19 protein-coding genes are annotated in these 21,222 nt (G+C 70.1%); 7 read left to right on the top strand and 12 right to left on the bottom strand.

The features are described from left to right. The first annotated feature begins 336 nt into the window (after positions 1–336). The 3 genes from ACRSBM_RS30695 to ACRSBM_RS30685 are packed head-to-tail and all read left to right on the top strand — an operon-like array spanning position 337 to position 1,868. Positions 337–939: a hypothetical protein gene (locus tag ACRSBM_RS30695; RefSeq protein ID WP_434448640.1), complete on the top strand. Its 603-nt coding sequence runs from the start codon at positions 337–339 to the stop codon at positions 937–939. A 1-nt stretch (position 940) separates the two neighbouring features. Next, positions 941–1,159, top strand: coding sequence for a DUF6343 family protein (locus ACRSBM_RS30690; RefSeq protein ID WP_434448638.1), 219 nt, complete (start codon positions 941–943; stop codon positions 1,157–1,159). Positions 1,160–1,214: 55 nt separating this feature from the next. After that, positions 1,215–1,868 (top strand): TetR/AcrR family transcriptional regulator, encoded by a 654-nt coding sequence (locus ACRSBM_RS30685; protein ID WP_434448636.1) that lies wholly within the window; start codon positions 1,215–1,217, stop codon positions 1,866–1,868. On the opposite strand, the gene ACRSBM_RS30680 is transcribed toward ACRSBM_RS30685, so the two are convergent. Genes ACRSBM_RS30680 through ACRSBM_RS30670 form a run of 3 tightly spaced genes read right to left on the bottom strand, consistent with a single transcriptional unit; the run spans position 1,856 to position 4,840 of the window. Next, a complete protein-coding gene (locus tag ACRSBM_RS30680; protein WP_434448634.1) occupies positions 1,856–3,196 on the bottom strand; it encodes a dihydrolipoyl dehydrogenase family protein in 1,341 nt (446 codons plus the stop codon). The genes ACRSBM_RS30685 and ACRSBM_RS30680 overlap by 13 nt on opposite strands. A 21-nt stretch (positions 3,197–3,217) precedes the next feature. Continuing rightward, the gene (locus ACRSBM_RS30675; protein ID WP_434448632.1) at positions 3,218–3,577 is read right to left on the bottom strand and encodes a VOC family protein; all 360 of its coding nucleotides are present in this window, start codon (positions 3,575–3,577) and stop codon (positions 3,218–3,220) included. 12 nt (positions 3,578–3,589) lie between these two features. Next, positions 3,590–4,840: a hypothetical protein gene (locus tag ACRSBM_RS30670; protein WP_434448630.1), complete on the bottom strand. Its 1,251-nt coding sequence runs from the start codon at positions 4,838–4,840 to the stop codon at positions 3,590–3,592. A gap of 143 nt (positions 4,841–4,983) precedes the next feature. On the opposite strand from ACRSBM_RS30670, the gene ACRSBM_RS30665 reads away from it, so the two are divergent. Together ACRSBM_RS30665 and ACRSBM_RS30660 are read left to right on the top strand one after the other, a co-directional pair. Further along, positions 4,984–6,327, top strand: a complete 1,344-nt coding sequence (locus ACRSBM_RS30665; RefSeq protein WP_434448628.1) for a S8 family peptidase — start codon at positions 4,984–4,986, stop codon at positions 6,325–6,327. 199 nt (positions 6,328–6,526) lie between these two features. Further along, positions 6,527–7,030: a DUF3145 domain-containing protein gene (locus ACRSBM_RS30660; protein WP_434448626.1), complete on the top strand. Its 504-nt coding sequence runs from the start codon at positions 6,527–6,529 to the stop codon at positions 7,028–7,030. A gap of 74 nt (positions 7,031–7,104) precedes the next feature. Here the strand turns inward: ACRSBM_RS30660 and ACRSBM_RS30655 are convergent, their stop codons facing one another. The 4 genes from ACRSBM_RS30655 to lanKC all read right to left on the bottom strand — a co-directional run bounded on the left by ACRSBM_RS30655 (position 7,105) and on the right by lanKC (position 13,359). Beyond that, the gene (locus tag ACRSBM_RS30655; protein ID WP_434448624.1) at positions 7,105–8,823 is read right to left on the bottom strand and encodes an ABC transporter ATP-binding protein; all 1,719 of its coding nucleotides are present in this window, start codon (positions 8,821–8,823) and stop codon (positions 7,105–7,107) included. Next, positions 8,823–10,439 (bottom strand): ABC transporter ATP-binding protein, encoded by a 1,617-nt coding sequence (locus ACRSBM_RS30650; protein ID WP_434448622.1) that lies wholly within the window; start codon positions 10,437–10,439, stop codon positions 8,823–8,825. Before ACRSBM_RS30650 ends, ACRSBM_RS30655 begins: the two co-directional genes overlap by 1 nt. Before the next feature lie 146 nt (positions 10,440–10,585). Further along, positions 10,586–10,750, bottom strand: coding sequence for a SapB/AmfS family lanthipeptide (locus tag ACRSBM_RS30645; protein WP_154697009.1), 165 nt, complete (start codon positions 10,748–10,750; stop codon positions 10,586–10,588). Positions 10,751–10,791: 41 nt separating this feature from the next. After that, on the bottom strand, positions 10,792–13,359 hold the full coding sequence (lanKC, locus tag ACRSBM_RS30640; RefSeq protein WP_434448620.1) for a class III lanthionine synthetase LanKC: 2,568 nt from the start codon (positions 13,357–13,359) through the stop codon (positions 10,792–10,794). A gap of 605 nt (positions 13,360–13,964) precedes the next feature. Here lanKC and ACRSBM_RS30635 point away from each other — a divergent pair. Next, positions 13,965–14,537 carry a hypothetical protein gene (locus ACRSBM_RS30635; RefSeq protein ID WP_434448618.1) on the top strand — a complete coding sequence of 191 codons (573 nt, stop codon included), beginning with the start codon at positions 13,965–13,967 and terminating at the stop codon, positions 14,535–14,537. Between the two features lie 114 nt (positions 14,538–14,651). Here ACRSBM_RS30635 and ACRSBM_RS30630 read toward each other — a convergent pair whose 3' ends face one another. The 5 genes from ACRSBM_RS30630 to ACRSBM_RS30610 form a co-directional block, all read right to left on the bottom strand. Further along, positions 14,652–15,887 (bottom strand): beta-ketoacyl-[acyl-carrier-protein] synthase family protein, encoded by a 1,236-nt coding sequence (locus tag ACRSBM_RS30630; protein ID WP_434448616.1) that lies wholly within the window; start codon positions 15,885–15,887, stop codon positions 14,652–14,654. Then, complete coding sequence (locus tag ACRSBM_RS30625; RefSeq protein WP_434448614.1) at positions 15,884–16,123, bottom strand: acyl carrier protein; 240 nt, start codon at positions 16,121–16,123, stop codon at positions 15,884–15,886. The genes ACRSBM_RS30630 and ACRSBM_RS30625 overlap by 4 nt, the downstream gene beginning before the upstream one ends. A 46-nt stretch (positions 16,124–16,169) precedes the next feature. After that, positions 16,170–17,144, bottom strand: a complete 975-nt coding sequence (locus tag ACRSBM_RS30620; RefSeq protein ID WP_434448612.1) for a beta-ketoacyl-ACP synthase III — start codon at positions 17,142–17,144, stop codon at positions 16,170–16,172. A 23-nt stretch (positions 17,145–17,167) separates the two neighbouring features. Then, positions 17,168–18,097, bottom strand: a complete 930-nt coding sequence (locus ACRSBM_RS30615) for an ACP S-malonyltransferase (protein WP_434448609.1) — start codon at positions 18,095–18,097, stop codon at positions 17,168–17,170. A gap of 194 nt (positions 18,098–18,291) precedes the next feature. Further along, a complete protein-coding gene (locus tag ACRSBM_RS30610; RefSeq protein ID WP_434448607.1) occupies positions 18,292–19,500 on the bottom strand; it encodes a PucR family transcriptional regulator in 1,209 nt (402 codons plus the stop codon). A 123-nt stretch (positions 19,501–19,623) separates the two neighbouring features. Here ACRSBM_RS30610 and ACRSBM_RS30605 point away from each other — a divergent pair, with 123 nt between their 5' ends. Further along, on the top strand, positions 19,624–21,183 hold the full coding sequence (locus ACRSBM_RS30605; RefSeq protein WP_434448606.1) for an alpha/beta fold hydrolase: 1,560 nt from the start codon (positions 19,624–19,626) through the stop codon (positions 21,181–21,183). Positions 21,184–21,222 lie beyond the last annotated feature (39 nt).

Here is a 21,222-nt window from a genome sequence, read left to right as displayed (position 1 = left end):
TCCGCCGCAGTGTGGCCAAAGTATCGCGCTCGTGCGGGGTCGACGGCACCAGCAGCTCATCCTCGTGTGCCAGGGCCGCCTCCAGGCCCGCCTGGCCTGCACCGGTGATCGACACGGTGAACGGCGCTGGTCCCTCTCGTTACGCCTGCGCTGGGCCACGCCGAACCCTTCGAGCGCTTGATCCGCTTCCGCGCCACCGCCTGCTGCTGGGCGAGAAGAACCCGCCGCCTGATCGTGGATAGCGCTGCGTGACGGACGGCCCCGGACGAGGGCCTTCAGGGTGAGCGTTGGGGTGACGTTTCTCCGTGAACCGCCAGGTGACGGCAAGGTGGGCGTATGACGCGCGCGGAGATCGTCCGGCTCGCCCGCTGTGTGGTGCGCCGGCCCAGGTGGCAGCTCGTCGTCGCGGTGCCGCTGTCCGCGTGGACACTCGCCTGGGTGCTCGGTCAGCTCGCGGACGACCCGCCGAGCCCGCTCGGTCTGCTGGCCTGGACCGGCATTCCCCTCGATCCGGCGTCCCTCTGGGCACGGGAGCGCGCCGACGTCCTCGGCTGGCTCGCCACGGCCGGCGGCCTGAGCTGGGCCGCCACCACCGAACAGGGCCAGCTGCCCGCGCTCGCCGGGTGGTCCGCCGTGCTGGTCGCGGGAGAAGCCGCCGGTTACGAGCACGCGGTCCAACGGGCGATGCTCAGCATGGTCGTGTTCCTGGTGATCCTCGCGGCCGTGTCGGTCACCGGGCGGCGCGCGTTCGTCGTCGACCGCGTCGCCGTGATGCCGAGGGACGTGGTGCGGGCCGGCATCACGGCCGCCGTGCTCACCGCGGTGGTCCCGCTCATCGCCGTGGGCCTCGCCCTGGTCCGCCTCGTCAGCCCCTACGTGACGAAACCGCCGCGGCGGCTGAGGCGGGTTGAGACCGGGTTGCTGCGGGAAACCGGATGACGTGAGCGACTACCTGCCACCTCCCGCGCCGCCGCGCAGCGCGCTGACGTTGCGCCTGTGGCTGGCGGGGTTCGGGCTCGTCTTCAACTCGGTGGCCGGCTGGCTGGCACTGCGAGCTGACATCGTGTGGCTCGGAATCCTGCTGCTGCTACTCGCCGTCGTCTGTCTCGTCGACTTCGGCTGGGTGGTTCATCGCAAACGGCGCGGAGATCCCGGCTGAAAGTTGTCAGGAACCTGTGCTGGGCTTATGCACTTCCATGGATAAAGATGTCGGAGTGCATGAAGATCCGGCAAAGGACAGGTTAGCCAGGGTGATGCGCCGGCAACCGGTGCAACAGCGTGGCGCGGCTACCGTCGGCGCGATCCTGGACGCTTGTGCGAGCCTGCTGAACGAATGCGACTACGACGACATCACCACGGCGCGCATCGTCGAGGTTGCCGGAGTGCCCATCGGTTCTTTCTATCAGTACTTCCCCGACAAGCGATCTGTTGTGCACGCGCTGGCGCTTCGCGGTATGGAGAGCTATCTCCGCGAGGTCGAGGAGCTGTTCGCCGCCGATCTGATCGCGGACACGTGGCGTGAGGCCATGAAGCAGGCCATCGCGGTGTACCTGCGGATGCTGGTGGACGTGCCGGGCTTCGGGCGGGTGCGGTTCAGCGACATGCTGGACAGCCACCGGCTCGACTCGAGCGTCGACCAGTATGAGCTGATGGCCGAACGGCTGGCGAAGATGTTCGTCGACCGGTTCGGCGCGCACGGCGACGCGCCGGTGATGCTGACGTTCCGGATCGCCGTGCAGACCGCGGACGCGCTGTTCAAGCTCGCCGAACGGGTCGACGAGGACGACCGCGCGTACGTGGTCGGCACGGCGAACGAACTGCTCACCGGCATGCTGGGAACAGTGCTGGAGGCGCCTCAGAGCCCGTAGGCCTCGAGCATCCGCAGCCAGACCTCGCTGATCGTCGGGTACGAGGGCACCGCGTGCCACAACCGGTCCACGGTGACCTCCCCGACGATCGCGACCGTCGCGGAGTGCAGCAACTCGGCGACGTCCTGACCGACGAACGTGACACCGACCAGCGTCCGGGTGCGCTCGTCCACGACCATCCGCGTCTTGCCGCGGTACCCGTCCGCGTGCAGCGACGACCCGGCGACCGCGATGTCGAGGTCGACGACCTTGATCTCCCGGCCGGCCTTGCGCGCCTCCTCGGCGGTGTGCCCGACGAAGGCGACCTCGGGGTCGGTGAACACGACCTGCGGCACCGCCACGTGGTCCGCCCACGCCTGCCCGGCCGACCACTGCTTCGGCTCGAACCCGCGCGAGCGCTCCAGGATCGCCGTGCCGACCGCCCGCGCCTGGTACTTGCCCTGGTGCGTGAGCAACGCCCTTCCGGTGACGTCACCGGCCGCGTACAGCCATCGTCCGTCCACACCGGACACCAGCCCGCTGTCGTCGATGCTCAGCGGCTTGCCGTCCTTGGTCGCCGGCACCCGCCCGGTCGCGACGAGGATCTCCTTGCCGTGCACGACCCTGCCGTCCTGCAACGTCAGCTCGCCCGGCTTGATCGCCGACGCACGCCCGTTGAGCAGCACCTCGACACCGTCGGCCTCCAGGCCCTCGACGACCAGCGGCCCGACGAACTCCTCCATCCTCGGCAACGGCCGGTCGCCGGACACCACCAGCTTCACCTTCGACCCGAGCCGCGCCCACGCCTGCGCCATCTCGACGCCGACGACACCACCGCCGAGCACGACCAGCGACTCCGGCACCTCGCGCGCCGACGTGGCCTCCCGTGAAGTCCACACGCGAGTGTCGTCGAGTCCGTCCAGCGGCGGCATCTTCGGCACGCTGCCGGTGCACACCACCACGGCCTGCCGGGCGCGGTGCACCTCACCGCCGACCGTGACCTCGCGTTCGCCGGTCACCTCGCCGTCGCCGCGGATGACGTGGATGTTCTCCGACTCGGCCCACTTCACCTGGCCGGAATCGTCCCAGTCGGACGTGAAGCTCGTACGTCGCGCGAGCACTTCCTTCGGATCCAGCGACCCCGCGTTCACACCCTGAACGCGCTGGGCGGCCGCGAGCGCGTGACCGGGCCGCAGCAGTGCCTTGGAAGGCATGCACGCCCAGTACGAGCACTCGCCGCCGACCAGTTCCTTCTCGATCATGGCGGTGGACAGGCCTCCCGCGGCCGTCCGCCAAGCCACGTTCTCGCCTACGGGGCCACCACCGATGACGATGACGTCGAAGTCCATGCCCGCCAGACTAGGCCTGGATCAGGAAAGCCACACGAGGCAGAAAGTGTGCCCCACCGGGTCCGCGTACACCCGGAACGTGTCGTCGTTGTCCTTCCGCACCAACCGCGCGCCGAGCTCCAGCGCCTTCGGCTCGGCTTCCTCGATGTCCTCCACCAGCACGTCGAGGTGGAACTGCTGCGAGCCGTGCGGATCGGGGAACGTGGGCGGCCGGTAGTCCGGCGCGAGCTGGAACGCGAGGCGCGTGCCGGAGGCGACGATCACCACCCACGTGTCGTCGGCGCCGGCCAGGCGTTCGGCGCCGAGCAGCTTCTCGTAGAACGAGGCCAGTTCGGAGGGGTTGGGGCAGTCGAGCACGACTGAACGAAGTTGTCCGACCATGCCCTCCACCCTCTACCGGGTCACGGGCAGCCGCAACGCCTGCTTGGCGATCGGGTCCAGTGCCGGGTCGCCCGCGCCGCCCGACCACACCGCGAACGCCAGCGTCACGTGGCTGCCCTTGGTGCTGTTCGCGAACGCCGCGTTCTCCAGCGGTTTGCCGTCCAGGCCGTGCACGCCGCCGGATCCCGGCAGCACGACGACCGAATGCAACGACTTCGCGCTGGGCGCGTCGTGCAGGTCCATGTCCGCCACCAGCACGGTCGCCTGCCTGCCCTCGACCGTCGTCTCGTAGGTGGCGCGCAGCATCACGCCGCAGTCGTTCGCGACCAGCCACGCCTTCACGTCACCGAACGCCTGCGCCTCGCACTCCTGGTCCTTGCGCATCTCCTTCGGCACGAACGCCGTGCCGTCCACGACCACCGTCGTCGGCTGCGGTGCCGTGGGCTCCGTCGCCGACCCGGCCGCGTTCTCGTCGCCGCCGGACAGCAGCACCATCAGCCACACGAGCAGGACCAGCGAGACGACCCCGACCGCCGCGAGGAACGTCCACGGCATCTTCCCCGGCTTGCCGTCCGGCAAGCGTTTGCGGGAGATCGCCGTACGCACCGTGACCTTGGGGATCAGCATCGTGCTGGCGGACGCGAGATCCGCGGAGACGGCGTCGCTGAACCCCTCGGAGAGCAACGTACGCGCGTCCGGCGGTGTGCCGGTGGTCTGCAGGATCGCGAGGAGCTTGACCGCGTGGTCGGCCGTGCACGGCACCGTCGACGTCGCGAGCTCGCGGGCCGCGGTGAGCAAAGTGGACGGTTTGGGGTGCAGCACCCGCACGCCGCGGTTGAGGTCGACCGTCGGCTGCACGACCTGGCCCACGAACGGGCCGACCGCCACGACCGTGCTGACCGGAAGCGGTTCCGCGCGCATCTTCTGGATCCGCTGCGCCACCGCGGTCGCCGCCGCCACGGCCTCGGTCGCCGGGTTCGGGGCGCCGTCGGAGGAGACCAGTGGCCAGCCGTCGATCTTCCACTGACCGCCGAGCGGGGCCTCGAGCTTCACGGCGGGGTCGGGCAGGTCGACGCCGACGATCACCAGCACGCCCTTGGGCAGCACGACGATCGCGTCGAGCGGCAGGGGACAGTCCGGCGGTTGCACGCCGACCAGCGCCACGCCACCCAGCACTTCGGTCCCCGCGCCGCAGGCGGTGAGGGCGGCACGGACGTCCGCCCCAATGGCCGAAGGTTCAGCGCCCAGACGGATCAGCCGCACGAGTCCCTACCTTTCCGCACGGGGGGACACCGTAGCGGTCCGGGGTCGTTTCACCGCAGTCGGTCGACACATTGGGTGATGCCCGTCACCGATAAGTGGATCACTCGTTAGAGGGAATGCCTGCCAATGTTCACGGAGGGTCCATGTACAAACGCGCTGCTCTGCTCGCCGTGCTGATGGTGGCCGCCGCGTCCCCTGTCGCGACGGCCGCACCGGCCTCCACGGTCTACGTCCACGGAACCGACATCGCCGCCGCCGAACAGGCGGTCGAGGCAGCCGGGCTGCGGAAGCTCACGAGCTTCCGCAAGATCGGCGTCGTCGCCGCGCGGGGTGACTCCGCGCAGATCTCGTCGGCCAGGGCCGCGGCGGGCGTCACGCGCGTCGAGGTCCAGCAGTCGATCAGGTTCCTCGGCTCGACCTCGCACACCGCCACCCGCGGCCTCGACGCCCGCAACAGCCTCGGGCTGACCGGTGCGGGCGTGTCGGTCGCGGTGATCGACTCGGGTGTGGACCCGACGCACCCGTCGTTCGCCGGCGGCAAGATCGTCCGCAACCTCAAGAGCCTGTGCCTGGACGGCTCGACGCAGACGAACTGCATCGTGCCGGTGCCCAACTTCGTCGACACCGACACCACGTCGCTGGGCGGCCACGGCACCCACGTCACCGGTATCGCGATCGGCGGCGACGTGCAGACCACCGGCGGCCCGGTGATCCGCGGCGCGGCGCCCGGCGCGAAGGGCGTCGTGATCTCCACCGGTGCGGCGATCCTGATCCTCGGCGCGGACGCCGCGCTGAACTGGGTGCTGGAGAACCACCGGGCTCCGTGCGGCGCCGGTGTGCCCGCGTCGGCCTGCCCGCCGATCAAGGTGATCAACAACTCCTACGGGCCGTCCGGCGGCGGTGCGTTCGACCCCGAGTCGGTGACGGTCAAGCTGCAACGTCAGCTCGTGGCCGAAGGTGTCGTCGTCGTGTGGGCGAACGGCAACGACGGCGGCGACGGCTCGGCGAACCTGTCCAACCCTCCCGGCACGGACCCGACCCCCGGCGTGATCTCGGTCGCCTCCTACAACGACCAGGAGACCGGCACCCGGGACGGCGCGCTGTCGGACTTCTCCTCGCGCGGCCTCGCGACGAACTCCGCGACGTGGCCGGACATCTCGGCTCCCGGCGAGAACATCACGTCGTCCTGCCGGCTCTACCTGCCGATCTGCGCGACCGGGCTCGCCCCGCAGAACGGGCCGGGACTGCTCGACCTCGGCACGTTCAACACGATCAGCGGCACGTCGATGGCGGCACCGCACATCGCCGGCATCGTCGCACAGCTGTTCCAGGCCAAGCCTTCCGCGACCCCGGCCGACATCGAGCGGGCGCTCAAGTCGACGGCGTACAAGTACGGCACCGGCTACCAGCCGGCCGGGCCCTACACCTCGTCGTTCGACAAGGGCACGGGTCTGGTCGACGTGGTCGCCGCGGTAAACGCTCTGTAGATCACGATCACGCATCGCTCGGCCGGGGAGATCGGGACTTAAGACCTGTATCTGCCCCGGTCGGGTGATGATCGAGCTGGTTCTTATGGCGGACATGGCTCAAGTCAAGGCAGAATGCGGTGAACGGGTTTCGCGGTGATCACCTCGCTCGGCAAAGGCGTAGGGGAAGACGTCCCTCGTCGAGTAGCGGAGGTCAGCAGTGAGCACCCGTGGCAGCACCAGTGGCGTGGTTTACGTCCACTCGTCGCCGTCTGCGGTCTGTCCGCACGTCGAGTGGGCGATCTCGGGCACCCTCGGTGAACGAGTAGACCTCAGGTGGGCAGCGCAACCCGCGGCACCAGGCCAGTTGCGCGCTGAATGCGCATGGACCGGGGACGCCGGGACAGGCGCCAAACTCGTGGCTGCGCTGCGCGCGTGGCCCATGCTCCGGTTCGAGGTGACCGAGGAACCATCCCCAGGTCAGGACGGTGAGCGCTTCTGCTTCGCCCCCGTCCTGGGACTGTGGCACGCTCGCACCTCGGCCAACGGCGACATCGTCGTGAACGAGGACCAGCTGCGCGCGCTCGCCGGCAGAGCCCGTGGTGGCGAGTCCTTCGCGCACGGCGTCGACGAACTGCTCGGCGCCGCGTGGGACGACGCGCTGGAACCGTTCCGCCGCGCGGGCGACGGCGCTCCGGTCACCTGGCTGCACCGTGTCGGCTGAGTCCGGGCCGGCTGCACCAGGGCCGGCTGATCAGGGCGGGCCAACCGGATCGTTTGGTCCTGTGTGGACCCCGCTCACCGGTTGGGCAGCGGGGTCTCCTCGCGGTGGGTGGGATCCCAGGCGAGCATGAGCTGCCCGTAGAGCGCGGAGGTTTTGAGCAGGTGCTCGTGCGTGCCGAGCAACGGCCTGCCGCCGTCCATGACCAGCACGCGGTTCGCCCGCAGCGCCGAGCTCAGCCGGTGCGCGATCACCACGAGAATCCCTTCCCGTCCCGCGAAAGCCCGTTCGGCGCGCGCTTCCGCGGCGGGATCCAGGTGTGAGGTCGCCTCGTCGAGGATGACGACGCTGGCGGACGTGACGTAGACCCGGGCGAGCGCCAGAAGCTGTGCCTCACCAGCGGAAAGTCCTTCACCGGCGTGGCCGAGCAGCGCGTCCAGGCCGCCGAGCCGGTCCAGAAGTGGTTTGGCACCAACCTTTTTCGCCGCCGCGATCAGGTCCTCGTCATTCACCCACGGTGCGAGCAGTGAGAGATTTTCCCGCACAGTGCCCGTGAACAGGTAGGTCTCCTGCGGGATCAGGGCGATCGCATGGTGCCTGACCGCCGGTGCCACCCGATCGACCGGAGCGCCGCCGAACAGGACGCTGCCGAGGCCGGGTGGCATCAGGCCGGTGAGCAGACTGGCCATTGTGGACTTGCCGATGCCCGACGGCCCGACCACGGCCAGGTGGTCGCCGGGACGCAGGTCGAGCGACAGCCCGCGCAGCACCGGCTCCGCGTCCGGGCTCCAGCCGAACGTGACGTCACGCAGCACGAACTCGCCGTTGGACGGGATCTCCTCACCGGTCTTCCTCGTCGTGCGCGGTGCTGCTTCCTGAAGTCGTTTGAGGGAGACCATCAGCCGCATCACGACGGTGCTGGTCGTGCGGGCCAGGCCGTGCAGCGCGGGGTTCACGCTGGTGGTCAGGTAGACGACCGCCGCCAGGACCGCACCCGTGGTGAGCCGGCCCGACGCGACCAGTGGCGGAGCGAACGCCACGAGCAGCACGACCGGGGTGAAGCCGCCGAGCGCGATCACCGTGGCGCGCAGCGAGTTCGCCCACGCGACCGTGATCGTGGCCCTGGCCTGCTCGTCGATCTGCTTCGCGACGTCCTGGTAGGCCTCGGCCGACGCGGCGCAGGCCGCGACGTCACGCAGTCCGGTCAGCACTCCGCCGGACGCCTCGGCCGTGCGTTCGTCGGCCATCACGGCGTCACGCTGCCGTTTGGCCAGCGAAGGCAGCAACAACCCGAAGAGCAGCAGCGCGACCACGATCGGCAGCACGACCAGCCAGATCAGCGCGGTGGCGGTGGTCGCGAGGCCGACGAGCGCGGCGATCGTCGTGACCAGAAGCGCACGGGCCTGCACCAGCACACCGGCGGTGGCGTCGCGGACGACCTCGACGTGCCGGGTGATCATGGCGACCGCGCTGGCGTCCGGCGTCCTGCGGTGCGACGGGTCGTTCAGCACGCCCTGCACGACCCGCGTGACCAGGGCGTCGCGCATCGGTTCGACGACGCCGCCGAGCCGCGCGAACACCTGTCGCTGACCGAGCGCGCCGACCACCGCGAGTGTGGCGAACGCGAGCAGCCACAGGACGCCGGCCAGCGGGTTCCCCGCCGCGAAGCCCTGGTCGACGGCGGTGCCGACGAGCTTGCCGCCGAAGAACGCGGGCACGCCTTCGAGCGCGGACCAGCCGAGCAGGATCAGGACACCCCTGCGGTGCCCGGCCAGCGTCGAGAGGTAAAAGCGCATCACTCGCCCCCGGTGAACACGGCGCGGTAGTTCTCGTCGTCCCACAGCTGCGCGTGGGTGCCGGTGCCCGCGATCCGGCCGTCCTCCAGCCACACCACGAGGTCCGCTCGCGCGGCGGTGGCCGGGCGATGTGTCACCACCACCCTCGTCCTGCCGGGGAGTGCCGTGGTCAGTGCCTTGTCCACTTTGGCCTCGGTCACCGTGTCCAGACTCGCGGTGGCGTCGTCGAGCACGAGCACCTCGGGATCCCGGACGATCGCGCGCGCCAGGCCGATCCGTTGTGCCTCGCCGCCGGACAGCGGGGCGTCGGCGACCGGGGTCTCGTAGCCCTGCGGCAGGCGGATCAGCACGTCGTGGACCTGGGCCGCGACGGCGGCGTCGCGCACCTGGTCCTCGTCGGCACCGGTTCCGTAGCCGATCGACCGGCCGATCGTCGCTCCCAGCAGCGCGGGACGTTCGAAGGCGTAGCCGACGGTGCCCCGCCGCGACACCTCGCCCGCGTCCACGACGGACAGTCCGCCGAGCACCCCGGCCAGCGTCGACTTGCCGGAACCGGAGGCGCCGACGATCGCGGTGAACGCGCCGGCCGGGATCGTGAGCGTGATGTCGTGCAACGCGCCGTCCACACTGACGCCACGCAGCTCGATGTCCCCGGTGGAGGAGCCGGCGGCGGGGCGTCGCGGCACCGGGCTGTCGAGGACCTCGGCGATCCGGCCGGCGGACGCGCGGGTCCGTTCCAGCACGGTCAGCTGGGTCATCTGGCCGACGATTCCCATGCCCAGCGCGGCATAGCCGAGGGCGGCGAGCACGTCACCGGTGCTCAGCCTGCCCTGCAGCACCCCGAAACCGGCGGCGGTGAGCACCGCGACCTCGACGGCGGGCAGCAGGAGTCCGGCCCGCCACATCATCTTCGCCTGGGTACGCCACATGCCGGCGCCGGCCGCGGCGAGCCGGGGGAGTGGCTGCAGCACGCGGTCCGTCTCCCGGTCGGCGATACCGGCGGACGCGATCGTGCGCAGGCCGGACACGGAGTCGAGCAGCCGCGCCGAGACCTCGCCGGACACCTCCTGGTAGGTCAGCACGTCGTCGGCGGTCAGGCGCAGGTGGGTGCGGATCAGCAGACCGGCCAGCGGCACGCTCACCACGAACACCGCCGCGAGCCGCCAGTCCAGCAGCGCGAGGGCGATCACCGACCCGACCGAGGACACGACGGTGACCACGAACCCGATCAGCGTGACGGCGATGCCACCGGCGTTGCCGCAGTCGCCCGTCACGCGGCTGACCGCGTCTCCCGCGGCGAACGGGGAGGGATGGCCGAGCGTGAGGAACCGCTGGGTCAGCCGGCGCCGCAACCACGCGGTGGCGCGGGCGGTGATGCTCGCGGCGAGCACGATGCCGATGGCGTCACCGACGACCTCGATACTCGCGAGCAGCAGCAGCCACAGGATCGTGGCCAGCACGAACGTGCCGCCCAGCGCCATGTCGACGGCGCCGGCGAGAGCGGTGGGGAGCAGCAGGCCCGCGGCGGTGGTGACGGCGGCGTTGAGGAGCATCAGCCACGGGCGGTAGTCGCGTTTCGCCGTGGCGAGCAGCAGCCGATCACCTGATTTGCGCATCGGGCTGTTCCTCCGGGGGTGACGAGGGCCCATCATGAAAGCGAGGGCCCGGCAGCTGGCCGGCTGCCGAGCCCTCGAAGCCGGCGGGTGAGCGGCGCACTTCGCCTGTGCCGCTCACCGGCCGAGGTGAATCAGGTGTGGCGAGCTCAGCAGGCCAGCAGGCTGACGGTGCTGTGCGAGCAGGGGAGCAGCAGCGACGCGTTCGACGCGGTCGTGGAGCCGCCGCCGCCGCCACCGGAGCCGCCACCGGCCAGCACGTTCGCCGGCGCCTCGGGGGTCTCCAGGTCCTGCATGTCGAGGATGAAGCCCATGACAATCTCCTTCTTCGAGGGATCTCTTAAGGGTTTTCCTGCTACCGGCCCTGGCAGGCCGGGGTCTGTGACCTGCCCAGGAAGGGCAGGAGCGGACTCTCGTCCACTGTGGAGGCGATGGCGAGCAGCACGCCCGCACCGCCGGTGTTGAGGTCCATGGACATCCGGCGCAGCTGCACGCCGGGGAAGGCGAGCCCGCCGCCGTAGCGCACGGCGTGCCAGCCCAGCGCCCTGAGGTGCTGCTGGACGGAGCGTTCGAGCCGCTCGTCCGGCGCGTGCCTGGTCGCGTGGGCGAGCGTCGCCATCAGTCCCGCCCTGCCGAGCGTGAGCGCCGGCTGGATCACGAACTCGCCGGTGCACCCGCTGAGCAGTCCGGGCAGCTTCCCGGTGCACGGCCGGTCTGGCGCGACCGCCGCGAACTCGGTGAGCGCGAGCGCGATGCCCGCACCGCCGATGCCCACGTACGGCAGCGAGCGGAAGGTGCCGTCCCGCACCTGCAGCGACCCGTCCAGCGCCACCATCGTCTCGGCGAGGTCGCGTTCCAGTGCCTGCTCGGACAGCCCGAGCCAGCGCCGTTGCGCGGTGCGCTCGAACATCCGCAGGAAGAACAAGGCGGGACCCGACCAGCCGTGCAGCAGACCAGCCTTCGCCTTGCCGCCCGGCGACCCGGCGTCGGAGAGCTGCTTCGCGAGCCGTTCCGCGACCTGCTCGGCCTGGGTGGCGTAGTCGTCGTCGTGCCGGACGTCCGCGAAGTGCAGCAGGTTCAGCCCGATGCCGGACAGTCCGGCGCTCAGCCCGTGGTCCTGGGTCGAGGGGATCAGCGCCGCGTAGCTCTCGACGAGCTCCGCCGCGACGTCGTGGTACCCGAAGTTCTCCAGGACGTGCGCGATTCCGTGCGCGCCGACGAAGAAACCGGGCTGCTTGGGCGGGTCCCGGCGGATCGAGTCGATCAGCCAGTCCTCGTGTTCGGGATAGCGGCCCTCGCCGGCGGCGTCGAGCGCGTGCAGCACACCCGCGGCGCCGTAACCGAAGCACGCGCCGCCGACCTCGAACTGCTCGATGTCGCCGGGGAAGAGCCTGTCCTGCCGGTGCGGCGACGCGCTGTGCAGGATCGCCGTGGCGATCTCCTTGCGCACCACCGTCCAGTCCGGTTCCGCGTCGTCGAACGCGGTGAACGCGGGGTCGGCCGGCGGGTCCACGCGTGGCGTGAGGACGTCCGCGATCGACCGGCAGTACTCGTCGGTCAGGCCGAAGCGCTCCTTGATCACCTGCAGGTGCCGGCCGAGCTTCGCGGGGGAGAGCTCCAGCACCGCGTTGAGCGGAAGGAAGATCCACAGCTTGAGCGCCGCCAGCGGGTACTCGTCGATCTCGAAGCCGTCGCGGTCCTGCGGCGCCTGGAACCCCGGCGCGCCGAGCGTCGGCCGGTGGAGGTCGTCGATCGTGGACGACAGCTCGAAGTCGATCAGCGAGACCTCGTCGTCATCGTCGACGAGGATGTTGAGCGTGTGCAGGTCGCCGAACACGACGCCGCGTTCGTGCACCAGCGCCATCAGCCGCTCGACCTTGTCGATCAACGCGAGCGCGCGGGGCCGGTACTCGGCGAGCTGCTCGTCGGTGACTTCCTTGTGCGTCAACGGGTAGTTGTGGCCGAGCCACTGCCCGAGCGAACGCCCCGGCATGAACTCCATGGCGACGAACAGGTGCTCCCACTCGGTGAAGCGGTCGTACACCGCGGGCACGCCCTCGACGCCGGCGAGCCGGGTGAGGATCTCGTACTCGCGCTCCAGCCGTGCCACGGCGTCGCGGCCCTCGCGGTCGAGGCCGGCGTGGGGCCGTGCCTCCTTGAGCACGACCTCCCTGCCGTCGCTCCTGCGCGTCGCCAGGTAGACGCCGCCACCGTTGGAGAAGTGCAGCGGGTTCTTGATCTGGTACGGGAACTTCGCCGGGTCACCGGCGTTGCGCTCGGCCAGGTGCGGCGCGAGGAACTCCGGCAGCTCGATCCACTCGGGCAGGCTGAACACGGGCTTGCGCTTGTCCGGCACGAGCACGCCGTCCGGCCCCTCGATCGCGAGCACCTGCTGCCCGTCGACCTCGAGCCACTGCTCGGAGAACCCGCCGTAGCGCACGTACAGCGGCCCTTTGCCGAACCGCAGGTCGCTCAGGATGTAGGCCCCGTGCTCGCCTTCGAGGACCTCCGCGAGCTCGGTGAGGACGCTCTCCAGCTGCTCCGTGCTCGTCGGGTAGATCGTGACCAGCTTGCCGCTGCCCTCACGGGGCGCGTACTTCGAGTTGCGGGCCAGCACGATCGAGACCGTCTGCAGGTACTTGAACGGGATGCGCCGCCGCGTGCAGTAGTCGAAGGTGGCCTTGAGGACCTTCGCGGCGTTGTCGAGACCCGCCGAGACGTGCACCTTCCACCCCTGCTTGGGCAGTTGCACCCCCTGGGGGTGTAAATGCCTCCACACGTTGCGTTCCGCCTGCACCCATCCGGTCGGCAGAGCCGGCAGCTCGTGTGAGAAGTCGTCACCGGGGAGGGCACTTTCGGTGCTGCTCTGCAGATCGTAGAACCGTCGATCCGCGAAGCAGAACGCCTCGTATCTGAGGTCCACCGAATTCCCTCCTCGGCTGTTTTGCGTTTTCTTTGACGCCGCATATTCCCGCACAATTCGGCGCCTATGGCCAATCCGCCGTTCGAGTCATATGGGTCGGCCGTTCGAGATCAAAAGACCAGTGGTTACCGGTGCGTATGTCACTTCAGGTGATGAGGTTTGGGTCCGCATCACCCGGTTGCAAGGTTTGCTGACGGGCGTACCGGCGACCATATGGCGCGGTGTCGCTAAACGGCACCGGATCGTTCTCGATAGCGCGAGTTGCTGAGCTGCGGTATTCCAACCCGGCTCAGACGTATAGTTGGGTGGTGATAACAGACGTGCACGCACTGTGTTCCCTGCTCTCTTCGAGTGAAGGCACAAATGACTGCCAATGCGTGTTTAGTGCGGCCGAACGGCGGTACGGATGCCTCTGAATGAACTCATTCGGAGGATGAGATTGCTGCGCTGGAATTTATGTAGCAAACGTTGTCTCGCTACATGCAACTTGCCAAATTGATGTTTAATGTAGTCTTTCGAGTGAATATTGTGTTTTGATGTAACGCGACAGGCGTTTTGTGAGCGGTCCTCTGCTGTCCGGCGTGTCGTGCGACTAGGCTGCAGGCGTGGGGAGCGTGGCGAGCCGCTGGCTGGTGCCGGCCGTGGTGGTGATCACCGGTGCGGCGGTGGCGGCCGGGATGGTGGGGCGGACCGTGTACTCGCGTCCGGCCGAGGCGAAGGGGTCGCCGGCCGTTCCGTCCTCGTCGGTCGCGGGGCCTCTGCCGGGATCGCCGGAGGTCCGGCTGAGCCCGGACTCGTTCACCCATCCCGATCGGACGTCGGTGCAGCGGGTGCTGCAGACCTACTTCGACTCGATCAACGCACGGGACTTCACGGCCTGGCGTTCGGTGGTGTCGGCTCGGCGGGTGTCCGTGACCACGGAGGCCGGGTGGCTCGCCGCCTACGAGAGCACCCGCGACGGCGGGATGGTCGTGCAGCGGGTCGAGTCCGACGTGGTCGCGCGGCGGTTGCGGGTCCTGATCTCGTTCGTGTCCACTCAGGACGTCGCCAAGGCCCCGCCCGCCCTGCCCGAGCCCTGCATCCGGTGGCGGGTGGTCTACGTGCTGGTGTGGGAGCGCGGGGAGCTCAAGGTGGACGAGGCTCCGGAGAACCGGAGCCCGCAGATGGAGAAGTGCTGAGGCTTGCGGTGAGGTCGATGAGGGCAGCTCCCCTCACCGACCTTGTCTCGCGCCTGGGGCGCGCACGAGGCCCGGTCCGCATTGCGGACCGGGCCTCGTGGGTGAAGCGGTGTGCTAGGCCGGGGTGAAGGCCAGGGCCACGTTGTGGCCGCCGAACCCGAACGAGTCGTTCACCGCGGCGTCGAGCTTGATCTTGCGGGGTTCGCCCGCCACCACGTCCAGCGTGACGGCCGGGTCGAGGTTCTCCAGGTTGAGGGTCTGGGGAACGATGCCGTCGCGGATGGACAACACGGTCACGATGGCCTCGACCGCTCCCGCCGCGCCCAGCAGGTGGCCCAGGGCGCCCTTCGGGGCGGTCAGGACCGGGTGGTCGCCGATCGCCTTGCGGATCGCCACGGTCTCCGCGACGTCGCCCACCGGGGTGGAGGTGGCGTGGCAGTTCACGTGGCCGACGTCGGACGGGTCGATGCCGCCGGACCGCAGGGACGCGGCGATGGCACGCGACTGACCGACGCCCTCGGGGTCGGGGGCGGTGATGTGGTAGCCGTCGGCCGAGGTGCCGATGCCCGCGAGGCGGCCGTAGATCTTGGCGCCCCTGGCTTCGGCGAACTCGCGGCGTTCCAGGACCATGACGCCCGCGCCTTCGCCCAGGACGAAGCCGTCGCGGCCCGTGTCGAACGGGCGCGAGGCCTTCTCCGGCTCGTCGTTGCGGGTGCTCATGGTGCGGGCCTGCGAGAAGCCCGCCACCGGGATCGCCGTGATGCACGCTTCCGCGCCGCCCGCCACGACCACGTCGGCTTCGCCGGCCATGATCATGCGGTAGGCCCACGCGATGGCCTCGGCGCCCGACGCGCAGGCGGAGACCGGGGCGTGCACGCCCGCCTGGGCCTTGAGCTCCAGGCCGACGTGGGCGGCCGGGCCGTTCGGCATCAGCATCGGGACGGTCAGCGGCGACACCTTGCGCAGGCCCTGCTGCTCCAGGAGGTCGTCCTGGGTCAGGAGGGTGATCGCGCCGCCGATGCCGGTGCCGATGATCACGGCGAGGCGCTGGCGGTCGACGGTGTCGTCGTTGTGGCCCGCGTCGGACCACGCCTGGCGGGACGCCACGATGGCGACCTGCTCGGAGCGGTCCAGGCGGCGTGCCTCGACTCGGGGGAGCACCTCGGTCGGGTCCACCACGAGCTCAGACGCGATCTTGACCGGCAGGTCGTACTTCTCGACCCAGTCGTGGGTCATCGGAGCGACCCCGCTCTTGCCGGCCAGCAGCGCGTCCCAGGTGGACATGACATCACCGCCGAGCGGGGTGGTGGCACCCAGCCCGGTGATGACGACCTCGATGCCCGACGTCACTGGTTGCTGGTGATGTAGTTCACCGCGTCACCAACGGTCTTGAGGTTGGCCAGCTCGTCGTCCGGGATCTTCACGCCGAACTTGTCCTCGGCCTGGACGGCGATCTCGACCATGGACAGCGAGTCGATGTCGAGGTCGTCCACGAAGGACTTCTCGGCGGTGACGTCGGCGGCAGCGACACCGGCGACCTCTTCGACGATCTCGGCAAGACCGGGCAGGACGTCGTTGTTGCTCACTGAAGTTCCCTTTCGATTGACACGGTGGAAAAACTCGGGGTGGTACTCACGGGCACCGGACCACCTGTCCCGCGTAGGACAGGCCCGCGCCGAAACCGACCATCAGCACCACGTCTCCGGAGGAGATCTCGCCCGCCGACCTCATGTGGTCCAGCGCCATGGGGACCGAGGCCGAGGAGGTGTTGCCGGATTCGACGATGTCTCGAGCGACCTTCAGGTCCTCGCGCGCACCATTGTTGCGCAGGCGCTTGGCGATGGCCTCGATGATCCTGAGGTTGGCCTGGTGCGGGACGAAGGCGTCCACTTCGGACAGCTCGATGCCCGCGAGTTCGGCGGCGCGGATCGCTACCGGTGCGATCTGGGTCGTCGCCCAGCGGAAGACCGTCTGGCCTTCCTGGTGGATGAACGAGTCGCGGTCGTCGATCCTGATGACCTCGGACAGCTCGCCGTCCGAGCCCCACGCGACGGGGCCGATGTGGTTCTCCTCGCTGGCGCCCACGACGACGGCACCCGCGCCGTCCGCGAAGATGATCGCGGTCGAGCGGTCGTCCTGGTGGGTCCAGTCGGTGAGCTTCTCGGCGCCGACGACGAGGACGTTGCGCACCGTGCCCGCGCGGACGATGTCCGCGGCGGTGGCGACGGCGTAGCAGAAGCCCGCGCACGCGGCGTTGAGGTCGAACGCGGCGGCGGCCTTGATGCCGATCTTCGTGGCGACCTGGGCGGCGGCGTTCGGGATGGTCGACGGCATGGTGCACGTCGCCACGATCACGCCGCCGATGTCGGCCGGCGTCAGGCCCGCGTCCTCGATCGCCTTGGTGCCCGCGATGACGGACATGTCGACGACGCCCTCGTCCTTGGCCGCGACGCGCCGGTTGGCGATGCCGACGCGCTCGCGGATCCACTCGTCGGAGGTGTCCATGCGAGCGGCGAGGTCGTGGTTGCTCACCACCGTCTCGGGCTGGTAGCTGCCGAGGCCGATGACGCGGCTACCCGCGGATGCGCGCGGGGCTTGAAAAGGCACAGCGGTCGTCCCTGAAGAGGTCATTACTGCGTGGCTCCAACGGTGTCGAAGAGCTCCGCGACCTTGTCCAGCTGGTCGGGGGTCTTCAGGGCGAGGGTGGCGGTGCCCTTCATCGCACGCTTGGCGAGACCGGTGAGCACGCCGGCGGGCGGCAGTTCGACGGAGCCGGTGACGCCCTTGCCGACGAGGGTGGCCTGGCAGACGTCCCAGCGGACCGGGCTCGTGACCTGGGAGACCAGGCGCCGCAGCACCTCGGCGCCCTCGGTGACGACCTGACCGTCCTTGTTGGACACCAGCGGCAGCACCGGGTCGTGCGCGGTGACTTCGGCGGCACGTGCGCGCACAGCGTCTTCCGCGGGCGCCATGTACTTGGTGTGGAACGCGCCCGCGACGGAAAGCTTGCGAACCTTCGCCGTGCCCGGCGGGGTCGCCGCGAGCTCGTCGAGCGCGGAGTGCGGACCGGCCGCGACGATCTGGCCGGCACCGTTGCGGTTCGCGGGCACGAGGCCGAGCTCTTCCAGGCGCGCGAGCACCTCCGGCTCGTCGCCGCCGAGCACCGCGGCCATGCCGGTCGGCTCCAGCGCGCACGCCTCGGCCATCGCGCGACCGCGCACGGCGGCGAGCGCGACGGCGTCGTCGGCGCTGATGACCCCCGCGACGGACGCGGCGGCGAGCTCGCCGACCGAGTGACCGCCGACGATCACGGCGGAGGGCAGCTCGATGCGGCGGCGCAGCTCGTCGAACGCGAGCAGCGCGAGGGCCACGACGAGCGGCTGGGTGATCGCGGTGTCGACGATCTCGTCGGCCTCCGCGGTGGTGCCGAGCCGCACGAGGTCGAGGCCCGTGATCTCCGACCACGCGCGCACCTGCTTCTCGGCCCCCTCCAGTTCGAGCCAGGGGGCGAGCATGCCGGGCGTCTGGGACCCTTGTCCGGGCGCGAGGAGTGCGATCACGCCGATTACTAAAGCTGGTGAACCCACCGGTACCCCATGTCGTGAAGAACGAAGTACGGCGACCGTATTTGTAGAGACCCTACAAAAGTGTCGCCCAGGTCAACGCTCCGCGACATAAGCCCAGCTCAGCGCGGTGCAGGTTCGTTTGGCCCTCACCCTAACGGATGTGTGCGAAGTCCGTCACAGGCCGTTCACTACCACAGGCCCCGGGAGCGCGCTAGGCGTCCTACAGACAATGCGACGCGAAGCACAAGCGCGTCTCGAGCGTCATGTGCATTTCTTCCCGTCATTTCCTGAACGCGCCGAAGGCGATATCTGACCGTGTTCGGGTGCACGAACAGTCTTTTCGCACACGTCTCCAGCACGCCCCCGACCTCCAGGAACGCGTCCACCGTCTCCAGCAGCGCGCCGCCGGCGTCCTCCAGCGGCCGGGCGACCCTGTCGACGAGCTGCCACTCGGCCTCCGGGTCGCCCGCCAGCGCCCGTTCCGGCAGCAGGTCGAGCGACCGCACGGGCCTCGGCGCGGCCGGCCAGCCCACCACCGCGCGCAGCCCGCTCAGCGCGTCGCTCGCACTGCGGTGCGCCTCCGCCAGGCTCGGCATCGTGGGGCCCGCGACGACCGGACCCTCGCCGAAGCCCTCGGCGATGCGGCCCAGCACGTCCTCGCCGGTCTCGGTCGGCCCGCCGAGCACGACGACCAGCCGCGAGCCCTGCACCGACAGCAGCACCGGCCGTCCCGCGCGGGCGGCCTTGCTGCGCACCGAGTAGATGATCGCGGGCGGGTCCTCCCCGCCGGGGTTGCCGACCAGCACCGTCGCCTCGAGCGCCGGGTCCCAGCCCAGCGCGGCCGCCCTGCTCAGGAGCGACTCCTCGGGGTCGCCACGCACGACGCCGTCCACGACCAGGGCTTCCAGCCGCGCGTCCCACGCACCGCGCGCCTCGGCGGCGGCCGCGTAGGAGGTCGCGGCGGAGAAGGCGATCTCCCGTCCGTACCGCAGGACGCCCTCCATCAGCAGCGCGCGCTCGGCCTCGTCCGCCGCCATCGCCGGCATCCGCTCCTCGAACAGCTCCAGCGCTATCCGGACCAGCTCGACGGTCTGGCGCAGGCTGACCCAGCGGGAGATGTCCTTGGGGGCGCTGCGGAACGCGTCCGCGGTGAGCCGGATCGCCTGCTGCCGGTCGTGCAGCCACTCGACGAAGCCCGCCACGCCGTTCTGGATCAGCAACAGCACGCTCGCCCGCTGGTCCGCGGGCATCCGGGCGAACCAGGGCAGCCGCCGCTCCATCTCCGCCACGCTCGCCGTGGCGAGCGAACCCGACGCGCGTTCGATCTTGCGCATCGTGCGGGAGGAAAGGGCAGGCGGGTGCTCCTCCTTCGCCTTCGGTGCCTTGCTGCTGGTCATACCCGCAGCCTAAGGCTCCGGAGGTGACATCACCGGGACGGGTGACACAACCCATGAAGCCGTGAGAACGGCCATACCTTCGGGTACCAGAGCTCAGTTCGTTCCGGCGCGGAGGTTTTCGTCTTGCGTAAGTTCCTGGCTTTCGCCGCGGGCGTGGTCGCGCTCACGGCCACGGGTGTGACCGCGTCGGCGGATCCTCCCGACCCACTCGCCGAGTACTACGCCCAGCCCGTCACCTGGGCACCGTGCACCGGGAAGCTGAACCAGCTGGAGTGCGCCACGATCGTCGCGCCGCTCGACTACACCGCTCCGGCGGGCGACCGGATCAACCTGACGATCAGCCGTAAGAAGGCGGCGGCGCCCGACCGCAGGCGTGGCGTGCTGTTCACCAATCCGGGTGGACCCGGCGGTTCCGGGCTCGGCCTGCCGCTGTTCCTCGCGAAGTCCGAGCTCGGGCAGGTCTACGACCTGATCGGCATCGACCCGCGCGGCGTCGGCGGTTCGACGGCGCTGAACTGCCGCACCACGCCCGCGATCGCCACGCCCGAGTCCCGGCCCCCGGACGAGGAGTTCGCCAAGTGGGCGGCCGAGGCGCGTGCTGCCGAGGAGGCCTGCCAGCAGTCGGCCGGCGGGATCCGGCAGTTCGTCAGCACCGCGAACACCGCCAGGGACATGGACGTCGTGCGGGCGGTCCTGGCCGAGGCGAAGATCAACTACCTGGGGTACTCCTACGGCACCTACCTGGGCGCGGTGTACGGGACGTTGTTCCCGCACCGGCTCGACCGCAGCGTGCTGGACTCGGCCGTGCACCCGGAGTGGATCTGGCACGAGCAGTTCCGCCAGCAGGCCGTCGCGTACCGGCGCGGCGTCGAGGCGTGGGCGACGTGGGTGGGGGAGCGCAACGAGAAGTTCGCGCTCGGCAAGTCACGCGACGAGGTGCTGGCCGAGGTCGAGAAGGTCGCCGCCAAGGTGCACGCCACGCCGATCGGTGAGCACGACCGCACCGCCTTCGACGGTGCGATGGGCGTGGGTTCCCGCTACCGCCCGCTGTGGTCGGACCTGGCGGCGGTCGTGATCAACCTGCGGTCGGGGGAGCAGCCGGCGAACGCGGCGGGCGCCAAGGCAGGCCAGCTGCTCGCGAAGACCGGGCTGCAGGAGCTGCGGTCGGGCGTGTTCGACACGGTCACCTGCGAGTCGGACTGGCCGACCGACCTGCACCTGTACTTCGAGGACATGCGCACGTTCCGCGACCGCTACCCGTACGGCTACGGCATCGTCAGGGCGGCGCCGATGACGTGCACGTTCCGCTCGTTCACCCCGCCGGAGCCGCCGGTCAAGATCGGCCGCAACGGCTACCCGGTCGGCGTCGTCGTGCAGTCCGAGGGCGACACGCAGACCCAGTACGCGAGCGGCCCGGCGATGGCGAAGCGGCTCGGGCACAACCTGATCACCGTCGTCGACGAGGGCAAGCACGGCCTCTACAACGGCGGCAACGCGTGCGTCGACAAGAAGGTCAACCGGTACCTGATCGACGGGGCACTGCCGGGCAGCAGCTCCGAGTGCGCCGGTGACGCGCGGCCGGACGTGCCGAAGGACGGCCAGGGCGGTGCCGCGCCGGCGTTGTCACCCGACCGGATCCAGACCTACCTCGACGGCCGCGGACTGAGCGCCGCGAGGCCTTAGCGGCCCTGGAAATGTGGAAGCGCCCGCCACGGAGCGTGG

The organism is Lentzea xerophila, from assembly GCF_051094245.1.
Taxonomy (GTDB): domain Bacteria; phylum Actinomycetota; class Actinomycetes; order Mycobacteriales; family Pseudonocardiaceae; genus Lentzea; species Lentzea xerophila.
This window is presented reverse-complemented; position numbering and strand designations above follow the sequence as displayed.

Coding starts and splice junctions, on each gene's coding strand:
- ACRSBM_RS30695 (WP_434448640.1), top strand. CDS start 337: ATGACGCGCGCGGAGATCGTCCGGCTCGCCCGCTGTGTGGTGCGCCGG.
- ACRSBM_RS30680 (WP_434448634.1), bottom strand. CDS start 3,196: ATGGACTTCGACGTCATCGTCATCGGTGGTGGCCCCGTAGGCGAGAAC.
- ACRSBM_RS30675 (WP_434448632.1), bottom strand. CDS start 3,577: ATGGTCGGACAACTTCGTTCAGTCGTGCTCGACTGCCCCAACCCCTCC.
- ACRSBM_RS30665 (WP_434448628.1), top strand. CDS start 4,984: ATGTACAAACGCGCTGCTCTGCTCGCCGTGCTGATGGTGGCCGCCGCG.
- ACRSBM_RS30655 (WP_434448624.1), bottom strand. CDS start 8,823: ATGCGCTTTTACCTCTCGACGCTGGCCGGGCACCGCAGGGGTGTCCTG.
- ACRSBM_RS30650 (WP_434448622.1), bottom strand. CDS start 10,439: ATGCGCAAATCAGGTGATCGGCTGCTGCTCGCCACGGCGAAACGCGAC.
- ACRSBM_RS30645 (WP_154697009.1), bottom strand. CDS start 10,750: ATGGGCTTCATCCTCGACATGCAGGACCTGGAGACCCCCGAGGCGCCG.
- ACRSBM_RS30610 (WP_434448607.1), bottom strand. CDS start 19,500: ATGACCAGCAGCAAGGCACCGAAGGCGAAGGAGGAGCACCCGCCTGCC.